This is a genomic window from Psychrobacter glacincola (assembly GCF_904846215.1).
In the GTDB taxonomy this organism is placed as follows: Bacteria; Pseudomonadota; Gammaproteobacteria; order Pseudomonadales; family Moraxellaceae; genus Psychrobacter; species Psychrobacter glacincola.
The window spans coordinates 1-16,955 of record NZ_CAJGZK010000010.1; the positions used below are offsets into that span (position 1 = coordinate 1).

The 16,955-nt window shown below is 41.2% G+C and carries 17 protein-coding genes and 1 tRNA gene; 5 read left to right on the plus strand and 13 right to left on the minus strand.

The window, feature by feature from the left end; genetic code table 11:
* On the plus strand, window positions 1-108 hold a 108-nt coding region (locus JMW90_RS07305), incomplete at its 5' end, for a transposase domain-containing protein (protein ID WP_201561682.1).
* A gap of 15 nt (window positions 109-123) precedes the next feature.
* Here JMW90_RS07305 and JMW90_RS07310 read toward each other — a convergent pair.
* From JMW90_RS07310 to JMW90_RS07340, 7 genes are all read right to left on the minus strand, one after another.
* Entirely contained in the window at window positions 124-525 is a 402-nt protein-coding gene (locus tag JMW90_RS07310) for a hypothetical protein (RefSeq protein WP_201562722.1), read from the minus strand.
* A gap of 186 nt (window positions 526-711) precedes the next feature.
* Window positions 712-1,623 carry a recombination directionality factor gene (locus tag JMW90_RS07315; RefSeq protein ID WP_201562724.1) on the minus strand — a complete coding sequence of 304 codons (912 nt, stop codon included), beginning with the start codon at window positions 1,621-1,623 and terminating at the stop codon, window positions 712-714.
* Between the two features lie 132 nt (window positions 1,624-1,755).
* Window positions 1,756-2,823: a YqaJ viral recombinase family nuclease gene (locus JMW90_RS07320; protein ID WP_020444576.1), complete on the minus strand. Its 1,068-nt coding sequence runs from the start codon at window positions 2,821-2,823 to the stop codon at window positions 1,756-1,758.
* Between the two features lie 102 nt (window positions 2,824-2,925).
* A complete protein-coding gene (locus JMW90_RS07325; RefSeq protein WP_201562726.1) occupies window positions 2,926-3,918 on the minus strand; it encodes a DUF932 domain-containing protein in 993 nt (330 codons plus the stop codon).
* Window positions 3,919-3,966: 48 nt separating this feature from the next.
* On the minus strand, window positions 3,967-4,257 hold the full coding sequence (locus JMW90_RS07330; protein ID WP_201562729.1) for a hypothetical protein: 291 nt from the start codon (window positions 4,255-4,257) through the stop codon (window positions 3,967-3,969).
* Window positions 4,258-4,472: 215 nt separating this feature from the next.
* Entirely contained in the window at window positions 4,473-4,805 is a 333-nt protein-coding gene (locus tag JMW90_RS07335) for a hypothetical protein (protein ID WP_201562731.1), read from the minus strand.
* A gap of 130 nt (window positions 4,806-4,935) precedes the next feature.
* Window positions 4,936-5,841: a YagK/YfjJ domain-containing protein gene (locus JMW90_RS07340; protein WP_201562733.1), complete on the minus strand. Its 906-nt coding sequence runs from the start codon at window positions 5,839-5,841 to the stop codon at window positions 4,936-4,938.
* Window positions 5,842-6,283: 442 nt separating this feature from the next.
* On the opposite strand from JMW90_RS07340, the gene JMW90_RS07345 reads away from it, so the two are divergent.
* On the plus strand, window positions 6,284-7,732 hold the full coding sequence (locus tag JMW90_RS07345; protein ID WP_201562735.1) for a hypothetical protein: 1,449 nt from the start codon (window positions 6,284-6,286) through the stop codon (window positions 7,730-7,732).
* A 19-nt stretch (window positions 7,733-7,751) separates the two neighbouring features.
* Here JMW90_RS07345 and JMW90_RS07350 read toward each other — a convergent pair whose 3' ends face one another.
* Both JMW90_RS07350 and JMW90_RS07355 read right to left on the minus strand, forming a co-directional pair.
* Window positions 7,752-9,113: a tyrosine-type recombinase/integrase gene (locus JMW90_RS07350; protein WP_201562738.1), complete on the minus strand. Its 1,362-nt coding sequence runs from the start codon at window positions 9,111-9,113 to the stop codon at window positions 7,752-7,754.
* Window positions 9,114-9,396: 283 nt separating this feature from the next.
* Window positions 9,397-9,487 (minus strand) — tRNA-Ser (locus tag JMW90_RS07355).
* A gap of 291 nt (window positions 9,488-9,778) precedes the next feature.
* Between JMW90_RS07355 and JMW90_RS07360 the strand changes: the two genes are divergently transcribed.
* From JMW90_RS07360 to JMW90_RS07370, 3 genes are all read left to right on the plus strand, one after another.
* Window positions 9,779-10,624 carry a DNA/RNA non-specific endonuclease gene (locus JMW90_RS07360; RefSeq protein WP_227691896.1) on the plus strand — a complete coding sequence of 282 codons (846 nt, stop codon included), beginning with the start codon at window positions 9,779-9,781 and terminating at the stop codon, window positions 10,622-10,624.
* Window positions 10,625-10,700: 76 nt separating this feature from the next.
* Window positions 10,701-10,964: a hypothetical protein gene (locus JMW90_RS07365; protein ID WP_201562742.1), complete on the plus strand. Its 264-nt coding sequence runs from the start codon at window positions 10,701-10,703 to the stop codon at window positions 10,962-10,964.
* A gap of 271 nt (window positions 10,965-11,235) precedes the next feature.
* On the plus strand, window positions 11,236-11,619 hold the full coding sequence (locus JMW90_RS07370; protein WP_201562744.1) for a DUF2147 domain-containing protein: 384 nt from the start codon (window positions 11,236-11,238) through the stop codon (window positions 11,617-11,619).
* Window positions 11,620-12,062: 443 nt separating this feature from the next.
* Here JMW90_RS07370 and JMW90_RS07375 read toward each other — a convergent pair whose 3' ends face one another.
* The 4 genes from JMW90_RS07375 to JMW90_RS07390 form a co-directional block, all read right to left on the minus strand.
* Window positions 12,063-13,325 carry an ammonium transporter gene (locus JMW90_RS07375; protein ID WP_201562746.1) on the minus strand — a complete coding sequence of 421 codons (1,263 nt, stop codon included), beginning with the start codon at window positions 13,323-13,325 and terminating at the stop codon, window positions 12,063-12,065.
* A 77-nt stretch (window positions 13,326-13,402) separates the two neighbouring features.
* The gene (locus JMW90_RS07380) at window positions 13,403-13,741 is read right to left on the minus strand and encodes a P-II family nitrogen regulator (RefSeq protein ID WP_201562748.1); all 339 of its coding nucleotides are present in this window, start codon (window positions 13,739-13,741) and stop codon (window positions 13,403-13,405) included.
* A gap of 439 nt (window positions 13,742-14,180) precedes the next feature.
* A complete protein-coding gene (locus JMW90_RS07385; protein WP_201562750.1) occupies window positions 14,181-15,035 on the minus strand; it encodes a universal stress protein in 855 nt (284 codons plus the stop codon).
* 146 nt (window positions 15,036-15,181) lie between these two features.
* Window positions 15,182-16,681, minus strand: a complete 1,500-nt coding sequence (locus JMW90_RS07390) for a SulP family inorganic anion transporter (protein WP_201562752.1) — start codon at window positions 16,679-16,681, stop codon at window positions 15,182-15,184.
* Window positions 16,682-16,955 lie beyond the last annotated feature (274 nt).

Consider the following 16,955-nt stretch of genomic DNA (forward strand, 5'->3'; position numbering starts at 1 on the left):
TTAAACGGCTTGGATGTGTCTGCCTATTTGACAGACGTGCTAAGACGCCTGCCTATTCAAGATGATCTGGATGAGTTGTTGCCTCATCGCTGGGTGCCACCGCAATAGGGGATGGTCGGATGCTTACTCTTTAACTATATACCTAGCTACATAATGTTCGTATTCAGAAAAATCCATAGATTGATATTTACTAATTGTTGCTACTTTATTTGTTACCGTATGGATTGCACGGTCTTTCAAATCTTGGCTCTGTAACAAAATGGCATTTAATTCGTAACTTTCTAAGTCTTTCACTAGCAGCAAAACGAGTGATGCTACTTTTTGATCATAATGCCTCCAGTCATTAGACATTTCTTTTTGATGCTGATAACAAACGTCGTCCCAGACGTTTTTGAGAGTCTTTATCTCTGGTAGTTTCGAGTCTATTAGCTGTAACTTTTTTATGGTCTGTCTTGTAATTTTCTCACATATTTTTTTAGATAGCTTTTTCGAAACATCTAAAGCTATTTCCTTCTCAAAGTCCATTTTAGCTACCCTTACGTTGAACAGTAATAATCTGTTTTTAATATACCGTTATGAAGAACTAGCACATTGTAAGACTTAATCTAGGTAATAAGCCACTAGAAATAAACCGATAAGGAGGAAAACAAGCGACTCTAGGTCGCTTGTTTCAGCCTAACTAATTTATGCCGTATAAATGAGTTGATTGCTTTAGCTTACCGCTGTCACACTTTGCCGTAGCCCTTGCTCAATGCTAGTCACGTTACGAGTGGCTAACCCGTTCTGATAATTGCCCTGCTGACTATCGCTAATGTCATCTGTTTCCATCGGATAAAACTCCTCAGCGACTTCCACTAAATCATCGCCATCGACCTCAAAGCATGAATTCACGTATCCTTGTTTAGCGGCTGCCTCTAATGCCGCTTGATCAAAGCCATGCTCGCTAAGCTCTGCATCTATCGCTTGCGCATCCTGTACTGCTTGTTTTAGCGTTACACCCTCTCGCAGCGTTAAATCCACAAAGTAGATTGGTGTCCGATAGCTTTGCGTCGTGCTTTTACCTCTCAAGGTGAGTTGCAGAGGCAGACAGGACAGCTTATTGCCTGATACTGCTGCAAAGTAGCTCAGCCTTGCTGCCAGCGTACGAATACTATTAAAGCCTGTGGTGCGAAAGATAAAGGTGCCTAGCTCATCGTCCTCAGACAGATTCACATACAACCTGCCATACGGTTTGCAAGCGCCACCTTGCGCCAGTGGACAGCGATCAGGCGATGGGCAAGGATGGCTTTCAACGCCTTTATTAGTGCGCCTCTGACATTGCTCACCGTCACCCACGCATAGTGGGCGTCCGGTCTGCCTATCAAATAAGGTGTATTCAGCTCGCAAATTAAGCTCAGGATCGTTAAACAACATACGAACCGGTATTTGTCTGAGCTTGCCTTGATTATTTGCACGTAGCTTTTCATCAAGTGGGTGGTTGATCCAGCCATCCTTATTCTGCACTTGGCTAGTAATGGTAAATTGATCGTCTTTCGCAGGTAAACGCTTGCCATCCTTTTGAATCACACGCCCAATGCTGATACGACCTAAAACTGGCGGAGTAATGGTTAGACCTTTAATCATGGTGATATTCCTTTTGTGTTTGATAGGTTTTGTTTAGCCATAAAAAAGCCCACCTATGACGGGTGGGCTGTTATGCACTAATTTGAGTGAGTGGCGTAATTTATTGATTATGATTGATGGCTGAGACTTGGCTCAGTTATCATTAAGAATGACAAAGCGACGACTGCCCGGGCGGGTTTTACCAAACTGTTCAAGCAATTCAGGGTGCGCTTTGGTGAGCGCTTTGCTATCCAGACTGATACTGTCTTTCGAGCGCTTCCATGAAATCGCGCCCATCGAAAATACCGCAATCTCATTGTCGGCAATTAAGCTTTGCAGCTGATGCTTTACCTGGTCATGACGCTGCTCTAATTCTTGCATGTCGTTACGGTAGCTAACCAGCTGCTCAAATAACTTATTGGCTCCGTCATCTTCCCGTAGATCAACTTTGCTTGACGGCTCAGGGGTTGGATAAAGCAGCTTTAAGGCACGCGCTGCGGATTCTGAATGATCAGGCGTTGGTGGTGTGTCTGTCTGCACATATTGCCAGAATAACCGCTCATGCTCGATGATGGACGCAATCAAGCGCTCATCACGCTCAACCTTAAATATCTTGGCTTCATGTCCGCAGATTAACACACAGATATGCGCAGCCTGTTTGCCAGTGACCGCCAGTTGATGCTGTACTTGGCACGTCACGTATAAGGGAACGCCATGCTTCCACAGCTTAGCCCCATGTTCTCCTGCCGTTTTACACTCGAGTATCTGCACCTCATCATTGCCTGTAATGGCGTAGTCTAAGTTAGCCAGCATAAAGTGATTACCAGGATCAGGATGTTGCAAGATGGCATTAACACGGCGAACTTTATTGCCTGTGTGCTGTTGATAATACTTAGCCACCATAGGCTCCAAGGTATTGCCCCAGTAGAGTGGTGAGTAGCCATCAATGTCATCATCTAGATGTGAATGCAGGCGACCCGTCTTGATCATCCATAACTCAAGCATCGACAAATACGGATGAATACCACAGGCAGCAGCAGAGTCAGAGCTGCCAATACCTTGTTTGCGTACCTCAAGCCATTTTTCATGACTTAAGTCTTTGGTATTGACCAAACGCTTAGCGGTGGTTGATTGAGCGGTGGTTATAGGCGCTTTTACCTTAACGGTTGCACGCTTGGTTTGTTTTAGCTGAGCGATATGATTCAATGCGATTGTGTTCATGATAATTCCTTCGTTAGGTTTGTTATTGGTCAAATAAACGGCATAAAAAAACCACGCTTAAAGGCGTGGTTGGTTGTGTTATTAGGTTTTAAATGTCGATAATTAGGCAAGCATCAGCAGCGATTCTTCCAAGCCCTTTTGCTTCAGCTTAGCGCCTGCACCGAACCATGCGGAATTGAGACGGTTATCGGTATTCATCGCACGTCTTTCATGATCAACGTACTCCGTAATGCTGCACAGCAAACCGTAAGCCGTATCACGAGCGGCGTCGAGATCAGCTCCACGTCCTTGACCGTTAAACATCTGCATCACTTGATTCATCGCTTTAGCATTAGGCACCGCATCTTTCTCTTTCTTAGCGCTATTGAAAAGAATGATGTCATTGTCCTGATCATTGAATACACGGCTTAGATAGTTAGCCGCTTCCGCTTGGGTAACGCGGCGCTCTGATAGCTGCTTCATCTCATAGCTGTGCTGATTCCATTGCTTAACCGATACGCCTAATTGCTGCTTGACTCTGTCGCCATCAAAGGAGGTACTATGCGGTACTTTCACTACATTACCGCCTCCATTAGCCAAGCTAATCGCCAAGGTGTTATTGCACACCACACGGATCGATGTGAACTGTGCAGTAGTCGCTAGCGTGCCATCACAAGCGGTTGCAAGAAGTAAATAGCCATTACTGACATCTTTGCCCTTAAGTGTTGCTGACTGGCCTGTACGAGCCAATGCCCACATCTTACGACCGCCCTTTAAGATGCCTGCCGTTTCAAGCTCAAAGTCGGATTGCTCGGTAAGATCACGATAGAATTCTAAAATTTCACGCGGCTGTACTTCTTGATAGCGTTGGCTCACTACGCTAAGTGGTTCTAGATTGTCACTTCTGAACAGCACCTTCTGCTCAGCAAAAGGCAGAATCAGGTTATGCCCTTTGTCGTTGTTCGCCATGTAACTGACGTCCGATGATTCTATACGCCAATCCATACCCGCTTGCTTTGCCCAGACCTCAAGCGGCTGCTTAGGTGCAAGCTCATTGCCTAGTCCGTGCCAAGGGGTGTCACCGACGTACGCTATTGTCTCTAATAAATGTGCCATGAGAATATTCCTTTTGTTATCGATTAAGTGAGTTGGTTATTAGATATATTAAATAGTGAAATTTTTTGAGCAGGTATTGCAGGTATAACGGGGCTTTGATACTAAAATGAGCAAGGGTGGCTGTTGTAGCTTGTCTTTAGCCAAGCTGATCGCAGAGGCAAGCGCAGTACCTACCACCACACCGATAGCGGAATTTATTTTGTAATACCTACAGATGCTCACACCAAGACTAGATAACGCTGTTGGCGTAAATAGCTGCTCAAAGATAGTAAAGGGACTATCTATATCCGTATTGCTCGTCACCCTTGATGAGTGACAGTAAGGACAGATCGTTTGCATATAAGCTCCTTAAATTAAGCGCATAAAAAAAGGCCTGCGATTAAGCAGACCTTTGGTGATGGTGGATTGGGGTTAATAGATAAGAGCGCGAGGGCTCTTTGTCTTATCTCACAGTAGTAATATATACCTAAAATTATTTTACTATAGCCAATCCATTTTAAAGTTCAGTTTTGTTAAACCGGATGCAAGAAAACTTTATACCAGTATCAGTTTTCTTAATAGATATCTCCTTGATGGGCATAACGTTGGCTTTTATCAAAATGATCGGTTATATCAAGTAGTGCATCAATAAACTTTTGAGTATCGTAGTCATCCCAAACCATATTTTTAAAATACTTTTGATCTGTGACCTGATTTACGCTAATAGCAAATAAATCAATGCTCGATAGGCAAAAAGGGTTACGTTCGTAATTGAACATCAGGGGTGAGTATAGAATCGTCAGCTCTATACTGAGATTGCTGATATCGAAATTATCACTTAATACATTTTCGATAAGGTTATTAACACTATGTATAAGTGCAAGTTGATTTTTTAGTAAGTTTAACATGGTAGTGCTCCTATGAGGTTAGTGGTTCATAGGGTTGGGGGGTGTCGTGTTTTTATAATTTTACAGAACAGGGAGCTATTGGCTCCCTGTTTTTTATTAGCATAATGACAATTAGATTGAGTTAACGATATTATTTAGGCAATCCTCTACGTTTAGAGGTTCTATAAATACCATGACCAAAGGTGCGCATGTTTGGTAGCCACAGTTTAAGTTGCTGCTCATCTTTACTTGGCTTCGTTAAGTATAAAGCTGAAGCTATAGCGTTTTCGACTTCCTGAGGGTTATCACGATGAATCATTCCGATACCTAGTTTTCCATGTTGTTGGTACTTCTGCTTAATCTCTGGATCGTGATAGCTATAATATTCACCTAGACCACCAGTTATAGTTTTCCATTTCTCGCCGACCTCTTTAGCAACGTGCCAGTCACTTTGTCGCTCTGAGCCATCATAGATAAGCAGTAAATGACAGTGTAATCCACCGTTGATTCCCCCTTGCTCAATAGCCCAAGCATTACCCTGCAAATGCTTAAAACAAGTTTTCTTATTACCGATAAGATCCCGTAGTTTACTCATGTGATCATCAAAGTTCTCGATAGATACATGATTGCTCGTCTTCTGTGCGTATTTTAAATCAATACGAATAAATAGCAGTCTTGAATAATGGTTAATCAGATTATTAACATAGAGCTCTAATTTTCTTTTGTTTTGAGATTCTTGATAAATGAACGCATGACGTTCATTCTCAATATCATTTTTATAATAGGACAACGTAGTGATAAGTCGCTGGGTTTTATCATGATCCCAAATCACGTTTTCTGGATAGTCATTTCCAACAATAGCGTTGGTGCTATAAATAAATGCGAAAACTGGCTGTGAATAAAATAGCTCAGTATTTAAGTGTGTCATGAACGGGCAATACAACCATTTCAGTTTATTTATGGTCTCGTTAAAGCTAATGGCGTTTGCCAATATGTCTGTAACCAGACTATGGACGTTAGCGACAACTTGAGGTTGGTTGAAGTTTGAATACGGCATGATTTTGATCCTATTAAATTAATGTTCATAGGGTCAGGTCAGTCCGTATTTTTATAATGTTGGCTGCTGAGAGATCAGCTCTCAGCATTAGGATAATCAGTTACTGAGTTATTAATAATATAGATAACCCACTAAGCATGAGCTGCCCGAATGTAGCTTTATCCTAGCTAGCGTTGAAGAGCCGAATGCTGAGCAACGTCAAATTGCTTTATGCTACAGGTGAATGATTGAAATGGAGTTAGCATGTTAAGTTAACCCTTAATTATAAACAAATAATTAGGCTGCAACCTATATTTTTCGTTATATTGACCGAAAATATGCCTACGTTTTAATGACGAATATTAAATGATTTAATCATGTTTTTATGATGTTTTTATGATGTTATAATTACAGTATTATCTTGGCTTTTGAATCAGTTTCAAAAAACTATGGAGAGTTTATTGTGAATGGTAATGGCGTTCAGAATGGATCTAACCGATCAAAAAAATATATATCAAATGATGAATACATTGAAAAGAAGATTGATAGGCTTAGCATATATGATACCTATTGGTGTCTTTTTATGTTGCGATCGCAACATAAAATTCCACAGTCATATATTTTAAAAGATGACGCCGGCAGTAAATTAAGCATCATCAGCATTCTCAAAGACCACTCTTGTACAAAGAAAGATATAGATAGATTTCTACAGACAAGCGCAAGAAACAGCATACCGTTGTCTTATGTTAAATGGTTTTATGAGGACGCAAGAGCAGCCTTATGGATGCATATGGCTTTAAAGAAACTCAATATTATTAGTGATCCTATAGGTATAGAATCTGATATTGCAATTTTTGTCCATGACGTTATTTTTAATAGAAAATTTGCCATTGGAGAAGAAGAGCTTTGTGAAGTACCTGATACTTACTACGAAAGGTGGATAATAAATAAAAAGAAGGGTTTGGATGTTTTAAAAAATATTTATCTCCGTAGTTCAGTTGAACCTAAAGAAACTAAGTGGCTAGACTATGATAATGATATTCAAATCAATCATTTGTATGCATATATGCAAAAGCTCCATGATATTGATAACTTGAAAGCCAATAAAGAGAGCAAAAATCACAATAAAAAATCGATATCAAATAAAGATAAAACCGGGCATAGACAAGCTTTGATTTTCGCAGACACGATCAGATTTAGAGAGACAGATACGGCTAGTAGACTGCACCATATGCTAGCTTCGTTGGACTATTGGGAGGGTATTGCGGTAGACGAAGGTAAGGTAAATAATAGAAGTACGTTTATAGACAACATGTATGAGGCTTGGCTATCAAAAGCCAAACGTGATCGCGATAAAAACATGAAAGAAAAAGGTCTAGTACTTACCAGTGCAAACAAGAAAACCCTCAGTCTTATTGCTAAAAGACAAGGTAAAACTCGAGCGCAAATGCTTAACGATATCATTGCCAGCTACAACCAAACTTTTTTCTCCGAAGTACCTAAGACTACTAGAGCTGCTGGTACTTATATAACGGGCGACTATGGAAAACCATATACAGACACATTTGAAACGCAGCAAAGCCTGAAAGCTAAACAGGCTAGCTCTGAGACTATATTGGTAGATAGTGATAGCGAGGAGACTAAAGATATAAACCATCAGATTGAGTCGCTAGAATCGGTACCAAATATTAAAGATTCTAATGAGGATAAGAGCGAAGAGCCTAACGTAGAATTGGAGTCAATCTCTAGTGAACCACTTTCTAGTGATAATGTTACCAAACCTAGTTGTGAATCCAAAAAAGTGAATCCTCATGAAAGTGGTTTTGAATCAACTAAAAGGCGTAGCATACTCAAGAGTAAATTAACACCCACGGCTAGAGTAACGGGCAGTGGTCCTATTAAAATAGGGTAATTACACGTTAGCAGTAGCTCTATTTTTGAATTAACATTGAGTGTATGTCATCGATGCTTAAGCCTTTATCTTTCAAAGCCTGTATTAAAGCATCACTATCTATGTCTGATAGTGATGCTTGATTCTGCGCTGTCAATGCCCTTTCAATCTGCTGCCGAGCTGTCTGGAAGTCAACAACTTCGCCTTTGTCTCTAAGCAAATCTAAAAAATCAGCCCAAACTTGCATTATCTTACGGCGCTCTTCTAAGTGCTGCGCGTGGTTATAAACTGCTCTGATGCTACTTTTTTTGTCATGTGCCATCTGCTTTTCAATAGCATCACCCATGTAGCCAAGCTCGTTTAAATTGGTTGAGGCAATGTGACGAAAGCCGTGACCTGTCTGTTTTCCACCATAACCTAAGATATCGAGTGCGTTATTGATAAACTCTTCACTATAAGGCTGATGCATGCCAGTATGATAAAACACGTATTCATATTGACCTGTAATACATTTCATTTCCTCTAGCACTGCCAGCATTTGATCTGATAATGGTACGACATGCTTACGCGCAATTTTAAGATTATCAATATCGACACGCCATAGACGGTTCGGGAAGTCGATATGCTCCCATTTCATCATCCTGAGCTCGATAGTACGACAGAAAGAATATGCTAGAAACTTCATACCTAATCGAGTTTGATCATGACCATGATAGGCTTCAATGTCTTGTAAAAGCTTAGGTAAATCACTAAGCTCAACATGTTTCATGTGCTTAGTCTTCGCTTTCGGATATAGCTCTTTAAGCCCATCTGTATGATTTACCTCGATTAGGCGCTCTCTCATGGCTCTTCTAAGAATATTCCCAACGAGATCAATAGTGCGTCTGGTTACTTCTCGTGGTGAGGCCCCTTCATTATTAGTCCTACTTTCAATGTCATCTGCCATTAATTTACAATCTTCGAACGTCACATCTTTTAAAGCGATGCCCTTAAAGCTAGGTATAACGTCTTTATACATGCGATTATAATCCTGCTGATAGGTGCGAGGCTTTACGTTGCGCTCACGCTCCTCTAGCCATTCAAGCGCATAATCATTGAACATTTTAGCTTGCTCATTCGCAAGCTTGTCTTGACGTTTTTTATTCTTTGGATTGATTCCATTAGCTAATAAAGCTTTAATATCAGCGTTAGCTATTCTTGCTTCTGCCAAGCCCATCTGTGGATATGTACCTAAAGTGGTTTTCTGCTGTTTATTATCAAAGCGATATGCACTTATCCATGTTCGCGTTCCTGAGCTGCGTACCAGTAATTGTAAACCTTGGTGATCACTATATTTGTCTGGACGAGAAGGGGTGCATTTATCAGTTGGCTTAAGCTTACGAATTTTGGCATCACTTAACATGCTGGTCTATTCCTTATACCTACAAGCTATATGTTTAAGGCCTAGAGACGATTATGTTGGTCTAAGACATGTAGATTGAGATCGAATATTGGTCTAATTGAGGTGTATATGAATAATAGACCAACGGATAGGCCAACACAACACGTGGGATACATAGGGTTGGACGGGAATGTTTCGGACAGTAATAGATAATAAGTATAGACTGAAAGTCTTACTATTAAAGGTTTTAAGGGATATTTAGGATAGTATGGGACAGATTGGGAAAACAGGGAATAACTAAGATTGGCGGTGAAGGAGGGATTCGAACCCTCGATACGCGATTAACGTATACACACTTTCCAGGCGTGCGGTTTCAGCCACTCACCCACTTCACCGTTTTTAGTCGCGCTAACTTGAATACTAAAAAAACCATTCATTATAAAATGAGCATAGGCTTGTTTTAGTACTTAGGCTTTGAAATCCTGTATAGAACAGACAGGCGCTGATTTTTTGCAGGCCTTAGTATAGCGGATCGCATTCAAAATGTCACGGTTTGCGCAGCATCATTCTTTCTTTATTCTTAGGCGCCTGCTAGGATAGTGCATACATGATAATAAGTATAAATGGTTGAAAATTGCATGATAAGTGTTTTTAAGCATAGATTTAATCTGAAGAATGACGCAGTAATGTTCATTATCGCCGTCGTTCTGAGCATATCATCGGCATACGCTGATGACTTTACACAGTGTAGCCAATCATTTTATGGCGGTGTCTATCCTGAATTCAGCAATACTAAGCTGAGTAATAATACCCAAGCACTGTGCATGGACGGTTTTGCTGTCATGTATTCAGGTGTATCACGTACGCCATTATGGTCAGCAGAATATTTAACGCGTAAGCGTTTGCAGCAGGCCAAACAAATCGACCGTGAAGACAGCTTTCATGAAGAAAGCCAATTACCACAGTCCATGCGAGCGCAACTTTCTGACTATTCAGGATCAGGCTATGACCGCGGACATCTGGCACCGAATGGTGACATGGCCAATCGCAGTCAGCAGTATGATAGCTTTAGCCTTGCCAATATCGCCCCGCAATCACCGCGAAATAACCGCTATATTTGGCGCAATATTGAATCGGCTACCCGCTACTTAACCCAGCAATACGGTGAGGTTTATACCGTCACAGGCGTGGCATTTACGGACAAAAAAGCCAAACAATTAGCGGGACGCGTACTGGTACCCAGCCATTTTTTTAAAGCCGTTTATATCCCCGTAAGCAACCAAGCAGGTGTTTACTATGCGCCAAACGATGAATCTGAGCGTATCGAAATCATTAGTATTGATGAGCTGACTGCTAAAATTGGTATTGATGTTCTGCCGGTACTTGATGCAAAGACCAAAGCGCAAGCCTTGGATTTGCCGTTAAAAGCTGGTGAAGCTATGGATATACCAGAAAAAAAGGTAGAAGAGCCCACTTGGATATTATTTGTGGTAGCAATCTTTGAGTGGGTCATGACACAATTACAAACATAAATCGTTCAATTATTACTGGAACTATGGGATTTTGCTACATCGTGTAATGTACTATTTATGAAAAAAGGAGGATTAGATGATTGACCCATTTGCTAATAATCACCAAAGCATGCAGATTGGTGAGCTGGTTATTGAAAATCAAGAAGACAAAATTATTATTTATGGCGACATTAATCTGCTCTTAAATGACATTGGATATGAGCAGGCAAAGCAGTTGCATGAGCTGAGTAGTAAGATTTTACTCGCCTTTGAAAATAGCAGTCTCTATAATAATGATGAAGCTAAGTCAAAAGAAAAAGATGACCAATCGGGCAAAATTATAGACAATCCATTCCTGTAACTTATTGATATAATTTTGATTTTATAGAAATAATAAACTATAAAAAAATTACTAGGCAAATTCTAAAAATTGCTTATAATGGGTCAAGACAACGCTTATGCTGTTCAGATTTTTTATAAAAGGTGAATTGGTCATTCTGTATTTGCCGCACTAACGAGCGAAAACTGAATATAGTACCATTGACTATAATAAAAAATTGTTGGCAAAGGATAAGCTGAGGACGACAGAAACATATCGTTTCTAGTAATCATTAAATGAAGGGAGTCTATTTATGAAACTATTCGCAAAAACTACGTTGGCAATCGCTGGTATCAGTTTAGCAAGCATGGCATTCGCCGCTGACCCACTAGCTAATACCACTTGGCAAACTTTTGACGAAGGCCAGCCTAAAGGCGTGATCAAAATCACTGAGTCAAATGGTGTTTTAACTGGTAAGCTTATCAGCACCGTTTCAGAGAAAGGTAAGAAGCACGTTGGTATGACTATTATTTCTGGTTTAAAAGCAGACGGTAATGGCAAATACAGTGGTGGTAAAATCACTGATCCTGAAAAAAACAAGACTTATAAATTGACTGCTAACTTAAGCGGCAGCAGCCTTAACCTAAAAGGTCACTTAGGTCCATTCTCACGTAGCCAAACGTGGAAAAAGAAATAAATCTAAGTTAATGTAATTCTCTTTATTAAGCTAAGTTTTGATAAAGAATAAAAAATCCCGCATTACCGAAAGGTTTGGCGGGATTTTTAGTTGTATCTATTTTTAGTGGTATCTACTTTTTAGGTTTGAAATCACTGCAAATTCAAGACACTGAAAATATAGTCAGTAAAAAGCAATATCGATACATTATATACTGCCGGTATGAATTTTTTGCAGTCTCTAGCTACGTAGGCACGGCAAGCAAGAAGCATTCATACCAGCAGTACCGTAATGTTTTTAGAATATTTTGACCATATATAGTCATTCTAAAATGATAGAAGTACAAGTTAAACAGTGCTTTGCTAGGATAAATGTTGCCACTTGCTGCGCAAATAGGCTTCACAAGCTTCGAAAAAGTCATCCTAGCAACATGGTGTTCTTGTTACAGTATGTTTGCTAATCAGCTATCTTATAAATTCCGGATAGGCTTCCATACCACACTCGGCAATATCGGCACCTTGATATTCTTCTTCTTCAGAGAGACGCAGACCGATGACAAGTTTAATAATACTCCAAACGATTAAACTGCTTACAAATACCCATATAAAAATAGTAGCGGCACCGGCTAATTGACCGACTAATGACGCTGCCGGATTGGTCAGTGGTACAATCAATAGACCAAATAAGCCCACCACACCATGGACAGAAATAGCGCCTACAGGATCGTCGATTTTCATTTTGTCTAGGAGCAGAATCGATAAGACGACAATGACACCTGCGGTCATACCAAATAGGGTAGCCTGTAGCGCAGAGGGCGTTAAAGGTTCTGCAGTAATAGCAACCAAACCTGCCAGTGCACCATTTAAGAGCATGGTAAGATCTGCTTTGCCAAAGATAAGGCGTCCAATAAGCAAGGCACCAATTGCTCCGCCAGCAGCGGCAGCATTGGTATTCAAAAATACAATAGCGACGGAATTGGCACTAGCGATATCACCCAGTTTTAATACTGAACCACCGTTAAAGCCAAACCAGCCCATCCATAAGATTAAGGTACCAAGTGCTGCCATTGGCAAATTTGCCCCAGGAATAGCGCGTATCTCACCTTTAGAACCGTATTTACCGAGGCGCGCTCCTAAGAGTAGTACACCTGATAACGCCGCTGCAGCACCTGCTAAATGTACGATGCCAGAGCCTGCAAAATCAGAGAAGCCCAAGTCGCCCAAACTATATAGACCAAAAACCTCCTTGCCACCCCACGTCCAACTGCCTTCTAACGGATAAATAACTCCTGTCATCACCACGGCAAACAGTAAGAATGACCATAGCTTCATACGCTCAGCGACCGCGCCTGAGACAATAGACATACAAGTGGCAACAAAGACTACTTGGAAGAAAAAGTCGGACGCACTGGAGTAAACGGCATCGCCATTAAAGCCATTTTCAGCTGAAGCCGCTAACGCATCAGTGACCAAGCTTTCGGTACCTGCAATCCCACTCAAAAACAGATTGCCGTCATACATGATGGCATAACCGCATATCATGTACATGATACAGGCAGTCGCAAAAAGTGCGATATTTTTGGTTAGAATTTCGACCGTGTTTTTTGAGCGTACCAATCCTGCCTCTAACATTGTGAAACCCGCTGCCATCCACATGACAAGCGCACCACACATTAAGAAGTAAAACGTATCTAACGCGTACTGGAGCTCAAAGATTTGATTTTGCATGTTAATTCCCCCTTGAATATATGCAATGCAGAGATCGAGATAACCTATAAATTGATATTTATAGGTAGGTCTTGCGCCTAGATAGCGTCAGGACCTGTCTCACCCGTACGGATACGAATGACTTGCTCAAGATTGGTCACGAATATCTTGCCGTCACCGATTTTACCGGTGCTAGCGATGCGCGTGATGGCTTCAATAGCTGGCTCAAGCATCTCGTCCATCACCGCCACTTCAATTTTTACTTTAGGTAAAAAGTCCACCACGTACTCGGCGCCGCGATAGAGCTCAGTATGGCCTTTTTGACGACCAAAGCCTTTTACCTCAGTGACGGTAACACCTTTTGCACCAATGTCAGAAAGCGCTTCACGCACATCATCGAGCTTAAACGGTTTTAAGATCGCAGTGATTAGCTTCATAAAAAAATCCTTATATGGGTGATATCGCAGGTTAATAGATGCCATTTGATGCAACATATTATGATCATGCTTGTATTAAGTGCTTCAAGAATTGTGCCAAACCTACTCAAGGGGGAAGGTAGAATAGGGCACATTTACTCAAAATCATTAGCACAATGACAAAAAATAGGCTTTATACAGTAAGTATAACCCTTGTTTTAATCTGTATAAACAAACGATTAACCTGTAACGTTACATGAATGCAAACTTTATTATAACCAACTTTTTAAGCACTTGGGGAAGATATGCCTTTATTTCCTGTGATGATTTGCTAAAAGATTGTAGGATATAAAAACAGCTAGAAAAGACAGAGGCTAATTTTTTATCAATATAAAGAGTGGTCTCTATATCGATAAAAAATTAGCCTTAGTGTCAAAAGAAATACAAAAAGGGCGTGGCTTTAGGCCTTAGGGAACAATAAGTACGGGGTAGTGATGCTCCCCAATAGCTTTTTAGTGGCGCTGCCTTTTAACAGCTCAATTAAGCGCGGTTGGGCAAAAGCGCCTGTCATCAGTAGACCGATATCGTTATCACGTTGGTAGTAGGTTAGCGCTGCGGTAACATCGCGGCAATCGAGCAAGGTTTTTTTGCATTTAATGCCAGCTTGTTTAAGACGCGCATAGGCTTCACGTAACGCATCGCAGTTTTCAGAGTTCTCTTTACCGACCATGACGATATGAATCATCAATGCACGCACCAGTGGTGTTTTACATAGCCAATTCAGCATTTTGTGCGAAGTGGGGCTATTATCAAACGCAAATAAAGCACTGCTAGGGGGCAAAAATGGTGCATGAGTCACCAAAATAGGGCAGAGACTGGAGCGGATAAGCTGGCTTAAAGTCGACTTACAGGTAACATGATGACCAATCACGATTAGTTGGGCTTGGTCATCGACATAATTAATGCTGTCATCGAGCTTTTCATGCCGATGAAGGGTGTAGGTTTTGATTTTGTGACGTTGCTGCTCGCAATAACTGCTGGCTTGATGTAAAAGCAGCTTACCTTGCGCTTTTAACTCGCAATTACTTAAGTGCTCTTTTGACGTGAATTGATCAAGTAAGGTGTTTTCATCATCAATATTGAGGCAGCCTGAATAATCAACGGCTGCTTTTTGCTGTAAGCTTGGTACTGAATAGAGCAGTCCAATCGGGGCTTGCAAGCGGATAGACGCCCACATACTTGCTTCTAATACCGCTTGCACATGGTTTGGGCAGTCTAAACAGGCAATTACGCTATCTGGTTTCAAATTACTCATAAAGGCATCACATCATCTCAATAACTAAAATGCAAGCTGGGCAGTCGAGATATTGCGCTCAACTGCCCAAGCTGATTTTATATACCAATATCATTACTGATCAATAAACAAAGCGTCTATATCAGTTTGATAACACATATACAGCTCTAATCTAATAAGCCAATATCTCGGCGATCATGAATAGAAAAACGATCAATAAGCGTGCGGCTGGCACTATTGAGTCCAACGACTTTGACATCAATCCCTTCGCGCTGCAAGCGTATGACCAGCTTATCTAAGGTATCTACCGCGCTGATATCCCAAAAATGCGCTTGGCTAACATCGATGTGTACATTGTCTAACGCCTCTTTGGTATCAAAGCTTTGCAAAAATTGCGTCGTTGAAGCAAAGAACACTTGCCCTTGAACGTAATAATAACGCGTATTGCTACTGTCATCATATTCGCTAAATACGGTCAAGAATTGACCGATTTTATTGGCAAAAGCCAAAGCAGATAACAGTACGCCAACGCCAACGCCATAGGCTAAGTTATGAGTAAAGACGGTAGTCAAAACGGTCGCTAGCATGACGATGTTAAATGACATAGGATGGGTCTTAAATTCACGAATAGACTGCCAGTTAAAGGTGCCTATAGACACCATAATCATCACAGCTACCAGTGCCGCCATCGGTATCAAGCTGACCCAATCACTTAAAAACACCACCATAATCAGCAGTACCACACCGGCGATGAGCGTGGATAGTCGCGTGCGTCCACCAGATTTTACGTTAATCATTGACTGGCCAATCATCGCACAGCCAGCCATGCCGCCGAAGAACCCTGAGACTACATTAGCAATACCTTGACCACGGCATTCGCGGTTTTTGTCGCTTGGCGTATCGGTCAGCTCATCGACAATGGTTGCTGTCATCATAGATTCCAACAACCCTACGATGGCAAGCGCGATAGAATAAGGCGCAATAATAAGTAAAGTGGTCAAGTTTAACGGGATATCAGGAAGCAAAAACATCGGTAATGAATCTGGCAAGTCGCCCATGCTACCGACGTTACGAATATCAAGATTCATATACATGGCAACAGCTGTCAAACCCACAATACAAACCAGTGGCGATGGAATAACGCGACCAATTTTAGGAATGAGGGGAAATAGGTAAATAATCGCCAAACCTGCGGCAGTCATAATATACACCATCATGCCGACGCGTTCAGTGGCAGGATTAAGCTCGGGCAGCTGCGCGGCAAATATTAAGATTGCCAACGCATTGACAAAACCAATGACCACTGAGCGCGATACAAAACGAATCAGATTACCGAGTTTTAAGATACCCATCACGATTTGAATACCACCGCACAATAAGGTTGCCGCAAGCAGGTATTGCAGACCGTGGTCGGCAACCAAATCAACCATGACCAGTGCCATGGCGCCCGTAGCTGCCGAAATCATACCCGGACGTCCACCAACAAAACTGATGACTACCGCGATGCAAAATGAGGCATATAAACCAACTTTTGGGTCGACACCGGCGATGATAGAAAAGGCAATGGCCTCTGGAATCAATGCCAGAGCAACAACCAAACCTGATAAGGTATCGCCACGAATATTGGAAAACCACTCTTCACGTAAATTACCAAAAAAAGATGTCATAAGTAAACTGCATATGGTTGAAGACAAAAAAAGCAATCATTATTCAGTGATAGAATGATTGCATTGTGATGAACGTATCTAGAATGATAAAACTGTGTCCGCAATCATGGTTTGCGGTAGAAGAGGACAGATAAGCTGTCAGAAATATTATAAAAATATATATGATAAAAAATATGGGAGCGTATGGCCGTCATGGCATTAGTATAATATGAAACATTACTAATGAGAGGCGACAGTCGCACGATAAGTGTGACAACATGATAAACTAAAACGC

Excerpts from the sequence above, each read along its gene's own strand:
- JMW90_RS07310 (WP_201562722.1), bottom strand. The coding sequence starts at position 525 with ATGGACTTTGAGAAGGAAATAGCTTTAGATGTTTCGAAAAAGCTATCT.
- JMW90_RS07315 (WP_201562724.1), bottom strand. The coding sequence starts at position 1,623 with ATGATTAAAGGTCTAACCATTACTCCGCCAGTTTTAGGTCGTATCAGC.
- JMW90_RS07320 (WP_020444576.1), bottom strand. The coding sequence starts at position 2,823 with ATGAACACAATCGCATTGAATCATATCGCTCAGCTAAAACAAACCAAG.
- JMW90_RS07325 (WP_201562726.1), bottom strand. The coding sequence starts at position 3,918 with ATGGCACATTTATTAGAGACAATAGCGTACGTCGGTGACACCCCTTGG.
- JMW90_RS07330 (WP_201562729.1), bottom strand. The coding sequence starts at position 4,257 with ATGCAAACGATCTGTCCTTACTGTCACTCATCAAGGGTGACGAGCAAT.
- JMW90_RS07335 (WP_201562731.1), bottom strand. The coding sequence starts at position 4,805 with ATGTTAAACTTACTAAAAAATCAACTTGCACTTATACATAGTGTTAAT.
- JMW90_RS07340 (WP_201562733.1), bottom strand. The coding sequence starts at position 5,841 with ATGCCGTATTCAAACTTCAACCAACCTCAAGTTGTCGCTAACGTCCAT.
- JMW90_RS07350 (WP_201562738.1), bottom strand. The coding sequence starts at position 9,113 with ATGTTAAGTGATGCCAAAATTCGTAAGCTTAAGCCAACTGATAAATGC.
- JMW90_RS07360 (WP_227691896.1), top strand. The coding sequence starts at position 9,779 with ATGTTCATTATCGCCGTCGTTCTGAGCATATCATCGGCATACGCTGAT.
- JMW90_RS07365 (WP_201562742.1), top strand. The coding sequence starts at position 10,701 with ATGATTGACCCATTTGCTAATAATCACCAAAGCATGCAGATTGGTGAG.
- JMW90_RS07370 (WP_201562744.1), top strand. The coding sequence starts at position 11,236 with ATGAAACTATTCGCAAAAACTACGTTGGCAATCGCTGGTATCAGTTTA.
- JMW90_RS07375 (WP_201562746.1), bottom strand. The coding sequence starts at position 13,325 with ATGCAAAATCAAATCTTTGAGCTCCAGTACGCGTTAGATACGTTTTAC.
- JMW90_RS07380 (WP_201562748.1), bottom strand. The coding sequence starts at position 13,741 with ATGAAGCTAATCACTGCGATCTTAAAACCGTTTAAGCTCGATGATGTG.
- JMW90_RS07385 (WP_201562750.1), bottom strand. The coding sequence starts at position 15,035 with ATGAGTAATTTGAAACCAGATAGCGTAATTGCCTGTTTAGACTGCCCA.
- JMW90_RS07390 (WP_201562752.1), bottom strand. The coding sequence starts at position 16,681 with ATGACATCTTTTTTTGGTAATTTACGTGAAGAGTGGTTTTCCAATATT.